This window comes from Kordia sp. E (genome assembly GCF_056033805.1).
This window is the reverse complement of the sequence record NZ_JBRASR010000019.1, coordinates 1-13,760: the sequence shown is the minus strand read 5'-3', so window position 1 is coordinate 13,760 and position 13,760 is coordinate 1. Positions and strand designations below refer to the sequence as shown.

Sequence of the window (13,760 nt, the reverse complement as noted above, 5' to 3'; positions counted from 1 at the left end):
CATTTGCTGTTGGTGGATATAGAAATTATGACATCAATATGGATGGAATTACGCAATACTCAGGTACCAATCCTGATACGCCTTTCATCTTACAAAATGTATTGGCGCACCCAGGAAACTTCCTAAATTTTAGTACATATCAAATACAAGAGCAATTACCTCAAAACTAAAAACACAAACAATAACTGTACTAGTGTAATTAGTATCATACTATTCTCAAAAGGTGTATTCAGTCCATTCTGAATACACCTTTTTATATATCAACTTTAGGATAACCAAGCACCCAACACCCAATACCCAATACCCAATACCCAATACCTAAAAAAATACGTACCGATACGTAGTATCTACGTAGCGTCTCTTATTTTGTAAAATAAGCCTAGAATCTATCTTGCACATGATTTAAAAAATGAAAATCATGCGATTAACTTCTAACCTAATAACAACAATATTTTGCCTGTTCTTTGGGTTAAATATAAGTCAGGCTCAATGTAATAGTGCAAACGACATTATACAAGCACAGCAAAATTCAACACGTGTAAATGCTACTTCGGAAGAAGAACAAGGTCAAACTTTTACAGCAACATGTGATGGTTTATTAAGAGCCGTAACTTTTTCTACAGATTATGCTCCAGAAACTAAAACTGCTAATATTTTCTTTCTCAGTCTAAATAATCTATCAGATACAGAAAACGGAACAATTATGAGTGGATATAGTTTTACTATACAACAAAGTCGTAATCAAAGACGAGAGTATACTGTGGTATTGGGTGATGGACTACAAGTTACAGCTGGTGATCATTATATGTTTGCTCTTTTTTCTTCAGGAAATGCAGAAGGTAAAGCTACACTAACTACTACTTCTAATGGTAATGCATATTCTGAAGGAGCTAAGGTAAATAGGTTGCCGGTAACTGGGTCAAAATATGAAATAGATTCTAACGATGACGACTTGTATTTTAAATTATATTATGAAGATTCCCAGCCTCCAGTAGCACAATGTAAACCAGGAATAACCATAAATTTAGCTGCTACCGGACAATATACATTAACCGCTAATGAAATTAATAATGGTTCTTACGATCAAGGATATTCAGGTATAGCTTCAATGACAGTGTTTCCTAATGAATTTGATATTTCAAACCTTGGTGAAAATATAGTAGAACTTAGTGTATTTGATGCTGCTGGAAATTTTGATAGCTGTGAAGCTACGGTGACTGTAGAATTAGAAACTTCAGTGACATTAACCGCTGGTGATATTGCCTTTATGGGAGTTAATTCTGAATCTGGAAGTACTACAGCCTCTAATGTGAGTTTTGTGTTTTTAAAAGATATCCCTATAGGTACACAAATTATTTTTACAGATAGAGGCTGGAGTGATGACACTGGTTTAGGCGGAATTGGGGTTAATAGTGGTGCATCCAGAACTGATGGCGAACTTGTTTGGACAGCAGATAGAAATTATAATATTGGGGAAATTATCACCTTAGATTTATCTCTTGGTCAGTTATCCAATGAGGCAACATTGGCAACACAAGGAGATCAATTATTTGCCCTTCAAGGAAGTATTGAAAACCCTACTTTTATTGCAGGATTACACTATAATGTCGCTCGTCTTTTTACTACAAATGATGACGATTGGGATACTGTTAATGATAATGGTGTTTTAGGACTTGTAGGGATATATTCAGCGTTACCGGATGTATTGGTAACAGGAGATACTGCTGTGCGTCTTTTTTATCTTAATGCTCTTGACGAAGAACGCGAATCTGATAATTTTAGATTTAGCTGTGCCTTAGCAGGAGGTATTCCAATTCTTCTTACCCCTGCAGAAATGCGGGCAGTATTACATAATCCCGAAAATTGGAATCACGATGACTCGTCTGGGTTCAACCCTCCAGTTGAAAACGGATGTTCTATTTCTGTAGGTGAACAGACACAGGTTAGCCTTGATGCAGGGAAATTAATTATAACAGATATAGGAAACGATACTGATGATCAAATTACACTATCACTATCAAATGATGGTGCCACACTTATTATTAGCAATTTAATACTACCTACAGTATCCGGAGGACCTTCACTTTCAGATGACACTACAGTTACTGTGCCGTTAACAAGTATTACAAACGGAATTGAATTTATAGGAGGCGAAGGAAATAATAGCATCACTTTTGCAGACGATTTAACATTAACTGGTGTCGACAACGATATTACGTTAACAGGCTTAAAAGGTTACACACAAAATGGAAGTATTAACATTGAAGGTGATTTCACAATATCTAATGGTTTTGATTTTGATTTACTTTTAGGGGAACTGACTGCAAATAATTTAACAATAGATGGCGTAGATAAGATTCTCGATCAAGAATTAGCACTTACTATAACAGGAGTCACTCAATTGCAAGCTGTAGATGGTATTGATATAGATGATGGACAATCAAGACACAGTTTTGCTGGCGCAGTGAATTTAACTGCTGGTCAAATTGTTTTTTCAGCAGGCGCAGATACTACTTTTGGAACTATAATGGCTACTGATACTGGTACTAATGATTTAGTTCATGAACTTAGGGTAGCTGGTAATATTATTTTTAACGGAAATGTCACTATTCCTGGAGGTCAGGCAGATTTGTTTGTTTCTATTGTTGGAGGAGATGTTTCTCAAACTTCAGGTATTATACAATCCCATTACTTAATCTTTAGAGGGGTTGGAAATCGTACTGTAGAGTTAAATAATAATAATAATAACATTGATATACTAGCTACGAGAAATCCACAAAACGCTAATAATGTGGCTTTTACCTCCCTTTCTTTTACGAATAGTGCTAATTTGTTTTTAGGAGAGATAAACGTGAACGAGTTTAATCTTACTGCACCAAAATTTACACTAGTACCTGATGATTTTACAGTAATTACAAAAGAAGGCACAGGCGTGAGTAATTTTAATGGAAATATAGATGTGGATGACGATACTGGTACAGCAACCATTAATCATAATGCAGGAACCATTAACTTTAATGGAGACACCAATGATTTCAGAGGTAATATTACCTATATAGGAGCAGAAGAAACCATCACAAATATTAATAGTGATAACACTAATTTTCCAAGTGCTGGCACTGATAGAAGCTTCACCTTTGGATTCTTAAATGGAACTGGAGACATTGCCATGGCTGATTCGGAAATAAATATCTTAAACGAAGCAACTTTTACAGGTGAAGACACAATAGTCACAGGCACTGGTAGCTTATCTAGTGGTTCTACCATCGTAGAAAGCAGTGCAGTAATTTTACCTAATGCTGTGTCCAATGCTTTTGCACTGAACTTTGCCGATTTAACAATATCTTCGGGGACTTTTATATTTGACATTAATGGTGATACAGGTCACAGTAAAATTAATGTAGCAGGAACAGTAACACTTAACGATGCTACGCTTTTTCCTATAGTAAATGAGATTCCAAATACCGAAATCATTATTATAAATAATGAGGGTGATGATGCTGTGGTAGGTACTTTTAATAACCTACCAGAAGGAAGTTTAGTTACTATTGGTGATTCCACTCTTTATATTAGTTATATGGGTGGAGATGGAAATGATGTTGCATTAAATTATGCAGAAACACTTGTGTCGCTAGTAGATGGAAAATTAACTATTAAAGATGTAGGAAGTGCGTCTGATGATGACATCACATTTTTAAATAATGGAACAACATTTGCTGTTAGTAATTTGGAAGGGCCTGTAATTGTTACAGGTGATCTTACTAACCTTCAACTTTCAGGTGATACAGTAGTTACTGTACCGTTACAAAGTATTACAAACGGAATTGAATTTATAGGAGGCGAAGGGACTAATGGCATTACAATAACAGATCCGCTTACATTATCTGGCGCGTCAAATTCATTGACACTTTCTGGTATTGATACATACACACAAGTAGATGAGATTTTTGGTGAGAATTATTCGCTAAACATTGGTGGTGATTTTAGCATTACTGGGAATAATACAGGAGATATCACCTTAGCCGAAGTTACTGCAAATAGTTTAACGATAAGTGGTTTTGCAAACATCAATGATTCTACTGATAAAATTACCATCGCAGGAACTACAAATCTTACCGCAGATTACAATATTACTATAGATGATGGAGAAGATAATCATGAATTTAATGGCCCTATAAGCATAAATGCCAATGGAATAACTATCACGGCTGGTGCCACCATGACATTTGAATATCTTAACAGAACAGACCATCCTGATTTGGATCAAACGGGTCGTATTTTTCATAATTTAACGACTTCTCAAGGTGATATTATACTAGATGGAACTGTTGATTTTAAAACTTATACATTAACAATTACAACAGGAGAAAGTATAAATCAAGAAAGCGGTACGATTACGGCACAATATTTAACCTTAAATGGAAATAATACAGGCGATGCAACATTAAATGAGACAAACGAAATATTTGAACTTAGAGTTATAAATTCGTTTAATAGCACTGAAAGTGCATTTACAAATCTGTCTTTTAGTAACGCGTATAATCTTGCTTTATATGAAATCGACATTAATGAAGCTACGTTTACCGCTCCAATATTTATAATTAGACCTAACTTAATCACTGACACTGACTATCTCACTAACATTACAAAAACCGGTACAGGAACTGCCAATTTTAATGGAAATATAGATGTGGTCAGTTCTAGTGGAGGAGCCTTCATTAATCATAATGCAGGAACCATTAACTTTAATGGAGACACCAATGGTTTCGGAGGTAATATTACCTATACAGGAGCAGCAGAAACCATCACAAATATTAATAATAGTGATAACACTTATTTTCCAAGCCCTAATGCTAATAATGGCTTCACCTTTGGATCTTTAACTGCAAGTGGAAACATTGCCATGAGTACTTCGGTAATAACTATCCTAAACGATGCTACTTTTACTTCGGCGACTTTAGCGCCAGAAATTAATAGTGGTACAGATTACGGTAAACTTAATGTAACAGGGACAGTAACACTTAACAATACTACACTTGCTCCAATAGCAAGTCAGAATGTAAATCAAGAAATTATATTTATTAATAATCAGGAAGATGATGCTGTGGTAGGTACTTTTAATAACCAACCAGAAGGAAGTTTATTTATTGTTGATGATTTAACAAGTGTGATTAGTTATGTAGGTGGTACTGGAAATGATGTTGCATTAACATTAGATATAGAAACAGAAGTATCGCTATTAGATGGGAAATTAACCATTACAGATATAATAAGCGCATCTGATGATGACATCACATTTTCAAATGATGGCAGCATACTTACTATTAGTAATTTAGTAGGTGGTGTATTTATTTCTGGTGACGCTGCTGTACTCCCTACACTTACAGATGCTACTACAGTTACTGTACTGTTAGACGATATTACAAACGGAATTGAATTTATAGGAGGCGAAGGAACTAATAGCATCACTTTTGAAAATGACTTAACATTAACCGGTGTCGACAACGATATTACGTTAACAGGCTTAAATGGTTATACACAAAATGGAAGCATCAACATTCAAGGAGATTTCATAGCCATTGGTTCTGGCTTTGATTTACTTTTAGGTGAACTGACAGCAAATAATTTAACAATAAATTTCGTAGATAAAATTCTAGATCAAGAATTAGCACTTACTATAACAGGAGTCACCATATTGCAGGCTGTAGATGGTATTGATATAGATAATGGACAATCAAGACACAGTTTTGCTGGTGAAGTTAATTTAAAGGCTGGTCAAATTGTTTTTACAGCAGGCGCAGATACTACTTTTGGAATTATAATGGCTACTGATACTGGTACTAATGATTTAGTTCATGAACTTACAGTAAATCAAGGTGATATTATTTTTAAAGGAGATGTCACTATTCCTGGAGATGAGGCAGATTTGTTTGTTTCTATTGCTGGAGGAGATGTTTCTCAAACTTCAGGTATTATACAATCCCATTACTTAATCTTTAGAGGGGTTGGAAATCGTACTGTAGAGTTAAATAATAATAATAACAACATTGATATACTAGCTACGAGAAATACACAAAACGCTAATAATGTGGCTTTTACCTCGCTTTCTTTTACGAATAGTGCTAATTTGTTTTTAGGAGAGATAAACGTGAACGAGTTTAATCTTACTGCACCAAAATTTACACTAATACCTGATGATTTTACAGTAATTACAAAAGAAGGCACAGGCGTGAGTAATTTTAATGGAAATATAGATGTAGATGACGATACTGGTACAGCAACCATTAACCATAATGCAGGAACCATTAACTTTAATGGAGACACCAATGATTTCAGAGGTAATATTACCTATATAGGAGCAGCAGGAACTACCACAAATATTGATAATAGTGTTACCACTTATTTTCCAAGCCCTAATGCTAATAATGGCTTCACCTTTGGATCTTTAACTGCAAGTGGAAACATTGCCATGAGTAATTCGGCAATAAATATTTTAAACGATGTTACTTTTAATTCGGCGACTTTAGCGCCAGAAATTAATAGTGGTACAGATTACGGTAAACTTAATGTAACAGGGACAGTAACACTTAACAATACTACACTTGCTCCAATATCAAGTCAAAGTATAGATCAAGAAATTATATTTATTGAGAACTCGGATACAGATGCTATAATCGGTACTTTTAATAATCTTGCTGAAGGAAGTGGAGTTAGTGTTGGCGATTTAACAGGTGTGATTAGTTATGTAGGTGGTACTGGAAATGATGTTGCATTAACATTATTAAATGATGTAGAAACACTAGTGTCGCTAGTAGATGGAAAACTAACTATTACAGATGTAGGAAGTGCGTCTGATGATGACATCACATTTTTCAATACTGGAATAACATTTGCTGTTAGCGATTTGGAAGCGCCTGTACATGTTATAGGTGATCCTCCTAACATTATACTTTCAGGTACTACAACAATTAATGTACGGTTAGAAAGTATTACAAACGGAATTGAATTTATAGGAGGCGAAGGAACTAATAATATTACAATAGAACGTTATTTAACTACAGGTACGCTTACATTACCTGGCGCGTCAAACTCATTAACACTTTCTGACATTGATACATACACACAAGATCAAGATATAGCATTAAACATTGGTGGCGATTTTAGCATTACTGGAAATAATACAGATGATATCACCTTGGCAGAAGTTACTGCAGGAAGTTTAACTATAAGTGGTTTTACAGACATCAATGATTCTACTGATAAAATTACCATCGCAGGGATTACAGATCTTACCGCATCAAACTTTATTACTATAAATGATGGGTCAAATATTAATCAATTTGGTGGGATTGTTAGTTTAGAGGCTTCTAGTGTAGTTTTTAATGCTACAGGAGACCTAACTTTTGGTACAGTGACCACTACAGGTACAGATAATACGATAACAAATTTTTTAGGTACCACAGAGGGAGAGATGGATCTTTCAGGACCAATTTTAACTGCTGGTAATTCTAATTTAACATTAAGAGTAGGTGGAGACGAAATTAATCAAACAGCTGCGGGTACAATTACTACCAATAGACTTGCATTAGAAGGAAACCCTGACGGAAACTCTGGAGCGTTATTAGAAGCAGCTAACAATGACATTTTAGCCTTACAAGTAAATAATGTAGATAACCCTATAAATTCCTTTACTTTTGAAGATATTAACACTTTTGAATTACTAGAGATTACCGTGGGCAATTTATTTATAACTGCAAATACGTTTATCTTTTCTGATGCTACTGAAATAACAATAAATGGAATAGGAGATAGTAATATTAATGGTGGGATTGATGTAACAGCAACATTAAATACCAATCCAGCTATAATTAATCACAACGCTGGTAATATTATTTTCGATGATAACAACTCTGGAATGTTTAATTTTTCAGGAGCATTTCAATATAATGGTGCTGTAAATCTCACTCTCACTAGATTTTACGGTAATGTCCTAATAGATACACCCGATTTTACACAAACTTTCGGATATTTAGAATTCTATGGTGATGAATTTTACCTTGCATCTACATCTACTATCAATACTCAAAATGATTCAAGATTCACATCAATATTATCTGGGTCTGGTACATTTACTGGAAGCCGTTTATTAGGTGGTGCTAATTCTACTATCAATCCAGGTAGTGAAGATGCTACAGGACAGTTAACCACAGCTAATCTAGAAATTGACGGCGGTACTTTTAGCCCAACAATTAATAGTGATACAGACTTTGACAGTATACATGTTAACGGTACGTTGACTTTAACCGATGCTGAATTTGTGCCTACAGGAGATTTTAATATCATTTCAGGAGTAGAAAGTATTATATTAATTAGTAATAACGATGATGATGCTGTGATAGGTACTTTTAATAACCTTCCAGAAGGAAGTTTTGTTACTACAGATGTTGATTTAGTAGTTGGTATGATTAGTTATGTAGGTGGTACTGGAAATGATGTTGTCTTAATACCAGATACTATAGATCCTATAGCTGTTTGTCAAGACCTCTCTTTGGAAATTGATGAGAATATTACAGTGTATACTGTGACAGGAGATCAATTAGATGGCGGCTCTTCTGATAATGGAGAAATAGCAGAATTTTTAATCAATGGTGAATCGTCTATAGATTTAACACTTGATGATTTGGGAAATAATGAGGTTACAATTACAGTTGTGGATGGTAGTGGTAACACCTCTGAATGTACGGCTACCATAACATTAGCTACTAGTTTTATTACCCTTTGGGAAACCACAACAGACAATGAAAGTATTACTATACCAACTGAAGGAGATGGATATGATTACATTGTAGATTGGGGTGATGACACAATAGAAAGTGGTTTTACAGCAGATGCTACACATACCTATGCAACTGCAGGTGAATACGAAGTTAGAATTTTTGGTGATTTTCCTAGAATCTATTTCAATTTTGATAGTGATGATCTAGATCGTCTAAAAATTAAAGAAGTATCGCAATGGGGATCAAACCCTTGGGAAAATATGAGCAGAGCATTTAGTGGCTGTGAAAACCTACAAATAACTGCAACTGATATTCCTGACTTATCAAATGTAACCGATGTAAGTGCTATGTTTACATTCTGTAAAGCACTTACAGGAAATTCGACATTCAATCAATGGAATATGGAAACAATTATGGACATAAGTTTCATGTTTCTGTCAGCAGATAATTTTGATCAAAATCTTAGCGATTGGGATATTTCTAGTCTTACAGATGCCATCAATATGTTTAGCCACACGGCACTATCTGTTGAAAATTATGACAATACACTAATAGGCTGGGCTACTTTAGATACAGATGCAGGAGAAACACAAATACCAACAAATGTTACATTTGGCGGAGGAAACAGTCAATTTTGTGATGCTGAATTTCAACGTTTTGAGTTAATAAACAGATATAATTGGTGGATTACAGATGCTGGAAAAGACGCAGTTTGTGATGCCAGTAGTTTTATTACAGTTTGGGAAACCACTACAGATAATGAAAGTATTACTATACCAACTACAGGAGATGGATATGATTACACCGTACATTGGGGTGATGGCACAATAGAAAGTGGTTTTACAGTAGATGCCACACATACCTATACCGCTGCAGGAATCTATACCGTTACTATTACTGGTGATTTTCCTAGAATCGATTTAGGTAGTAGTAACGCTAGTAATCGCACTAAAATTAAAGAAGTATCGCAGTGGGGTATAAACCCATGGGCAAGTATGGAATCTGCGTTTTATGGCTGTGAAAATTTAGATGTTACCGCAACAGATAGTCCTAATTTATCAGAAGCTATTTCTATTAACAACATGTTTAATGGCTGTAGTGCACTTACAGGAAATCCTACATTCAATCAATGGGATGTTTCTACTATTAAATTTATGGATTATATGTTTAGAAATTGTACTGTTTTTAATACAAGCCTAGATAATTGGAATGTCTCTAGTGTTGAAACTATGAATAACATGTTTGCTGGAGCGACCGCATTTAATCAAGATATTGGAAATTGGGATGTTTCTAGTGCTACCAGTTTATTCGCTATGTTTTACAGTGCAGAATCCTTTAATCAAAGTTTAGGAAATTGGGACATTTCAAACTTTGATAGGGGAGATTACATGTTTGATAATGCAGGTTTATCTACAGAAAACTATGATGCAACCTTAATAGGCTGGGCAACATTAGATACAGATGCAGGAGAAACACAAATACCAATGGATATTATCTTTGACGGAGGAAACAGTCAATATTGTGAATCTGAACTTGAACGCTTTGAATTAATTGACACGTATGGTTGGACCATTACAGATGGTGGAAAAGTCATAGACTGTATCAATAGCGATAGTTTTGTTACAGTTTGGGAAACCACTACAGCCAGTGAAAGTATTACCATACCAACTGAAGGAGATGGATATAACTATATAGTAAATTGGGGAGATGGAACAGAAGGTCTTTTTACAAGTGATGCCACACATATCTATACCGCTGCAGGAACCTATACAGTTTCTATAATTGGTAATTTCCCTAGAATCTATTTAGGTAATAGTAACGGTAGTAATCGCACTAAAATTAAAGAAGTTTCGCAATGGGGAACAAACCCTTGGGAGAGTATGGTAAGTGCTTTTTATGACTGTGATAATTTAGATGTTACTGCTATAGATACACCCGATTTATCAGGAGTTACTTCTACTAATAACATGTTCTATTCTTGTTCTAGTTTAGAGGGGAACGAATACTTTAATGATTGGAATGTTTCTAGTGTTGAATATATGGTCAGCATGTTTGCTCTTTGTAGTGATTTTAATACAGACCTAGACAATTGGAATGTGGCAAGAGTTATAGATATGAGTTTCATGTTTGACGGTTGTTTCAATTTCAATCAGGATATTGGAAACTGGAATGTTAGCAAGTTAAAATATGCTGGATGGATGTTTAGGAGCACTACTTCATTTAATCAAGATCTAGGAAATTGGGATATTTCAAGTTTGGTAGTAGTAAATGAAATGTTTTCAGGAGCAGGACTATCAACAGAAAACTATGATACAACCTTAATAGGCTGGGCTACATTAGATACAGATGCAGGAGAAACCCAAATACCAACACCTATTAACTTTGACGGAGGAAACAGTCAATATTGTGAGTCTGAACTTGAACGCTTTGAATTAATTGACACCTATAATTGGATCATTACAGATGCTGGAAAAGCCACAGACTGTATCAATAGCGATAGTTTTGTTACAGTTTGGGAAACCACAACAGATAATGAAAGTATTACCATACCAACTATAGGAAATGGATATAACTATATAGTAAATTGGGGAGATGGAACAGAAGGTCTTTTTACAGCAGACGCTACACATACTTATGCAGATGCAGGAACCTATACAGTTTCTATAATTGGTAATTTCCCTAGAATTTATTTCAACAATGCAGGAGATAAGGCTAAAATTAAAGACGTATCACAATGGGGAACAAACCCTTGGGCAACTATGGAAAAAGCGTTTTATGGCTGTGCAAACTTAAAAGTAACAGCTACAGATGTACCCGATTTATCAGATGTAACTTCAACTAGTGCCATGTTTAAAGACTGTGGTAATCTAGCCGAAAATACAGCATTCAATACTTGGAATGTTGCTACTATTGAAGATATGAGCAACATGTTTGCAGGTTGTTACAGTTTCAATGCAGAACTAAACAACTGGAATGTCTCTAATGTCCTAGATATGAATAATATGTTTGCTTCAGCATTCGATTTTAATGCAGATATCAGTTCCTGGAATGTAGGTAGTGTAACTAACATGCAGAATTTATTCTTCGGTGCTACAAGTTTCGATCAAGATTTAAGTTCTTGGAATGTAAGTAGTGTAAATAACATGTCAGGAATGTTCAGAAGTTCATCTTTTAATAATGATATTTCATCTTGGGATGTAAGCGGTGTAGACAACATGTCAAATATGTTTAGGAATACACCATTTAATCAAGATTTAGGTGCTTGGGATATATCTTCAATAACGAATATGGCAAGTATGTTTACTAGCGTAACCTTGTCTACTACCAATTATGACAATACCTTAATAGGCTGGGCAACATTAGATACAGATGCAGGAGAAACACAAATACCAACAGGTATTTCATTTGGCGGAGGAAACAGTCAATATTGTGAATCTGAATTTGAACGCTTTGAACTAATGGATGTCTATACTTGGACTATTACTGATGGTGAGCAAGCTGCAGATTGTATCAATAATGTTAATGATTATTTTATTACGGTTTGGGAAACCACTACAACCAATGAAAGTATCACCATACCAACTACAGGTGCAGGATATAGCTATCGTGTAGATTGGGGAGATGGAACAGAAGGTCTTTTTACAGCAGACGCTACACATACTTATGCAGATGCAGGAACCTATTCGGTTTCTATAATTGGTAATTTCCCTAGAATCTTTTTCAACAATGAAGGAGATAATGCTGCTAAAATTCTAGAAGTATCGCAATGGGGATCAAACCCTTGGACGAGTATGGAATCTGCTTTTGCAAGCTGTGTAAATTTAAATGTAACCGCTACAGATAGTCCTGATTTATCAGAAGTTACTTCTACTAATTTCATGTTCTATGGTTGTTCTAATATAGAGGGGAACGAATACTTTAATGATTGGAATGTTTCTACTATTCAATCTATGGAACTTATGTTTAGAGATTGTACTGTTTTTAATACAGACCTAGACAATTGGAATGTCTCTAGTGTTGTCAATATGACTGGAATGTTTGAAAATGCGCAAAGTTTTAACGGAAATATAACTACTTGGAATGTTTCTGAAGTGCAAGCTATGGATTTTATGTTTGTAGAAGCACTAGGATTTAATCAAGATATAGGAGATTGGGATGTGAGTGATTTAGAAAATACTTCTTACATGTTTATTAATGCATCTAATTTTAATCAAGATCTAGGAGATTGGGATATTTCTAATCTTTTAATTTCCTATGGCATGTTTTTGAGTGCAGGTTTATCTACAGAAAACTATGATGCAACCCTAATAGGCTGGGCTACTTTAGATACAGATGCAGGAGAAACACAAATACCAACAGGTGTGTTCTTTGACGGAGGAAACAGTCAATATTGTGAATCTGAGCTTGAACGTTTTCAATTAATTGATACGTATAATTGGACTATAACAGATGGTGGAAAAGACGCAGATTGTACCAATGGCTTTATCACCCTTTGGGAAACCACTACAGCCAATGAAAGTATTACAATACCTACTACAGGTACAGGATATAACTACCTAGTAGATTGGGGCGATGGAACAACAGAAGGTGGTTTAACTGGCAATGCTACACATACCTACGCAACTGCAGGAACATATACCGTTTCTATAGTTGGTAATTTCCCTAGAATCTTTTTCAACTTTGCGGGCGATGGCGACAAAATTCAAGAAGTTACAAAATGGGGACCAAATCCTTGGACAAGTATGGAAAATGCGTTTGCTGGCTGTGAAAATTTAGATGTAACCGCTACAGATGCACCAAACTTATCGAATGCAACTTCTACTAGCGGTATGTTTGCAGACTGTACTAATCTAGCTGGAAATACGGCATTCAATACTTGGGATGTTTCTACTATTGAAGATATGAGCCACATGTTTGCAAATTGTTTCATTTTCGATACAGATATAAGCAACTGGAATGTGTCTAATGTCACAGATATGAATA

General features: G+C 35.1%; 1 protein-coding gene. It reads left to right on the top strand.

Annotation, left to right across the window (positions count from 1 at the left end):
* Window positions 1-418: 418 nt before the first annotated feature.
* Window positions 419-13,760: BspA family leucine-rich repeat surface protein (locus ACUUYC_RS25385; RefSeq protein ID WP_474270642.1), on the top strand; the 13,342-nt coding region annotated here is incomplete at its 3' end.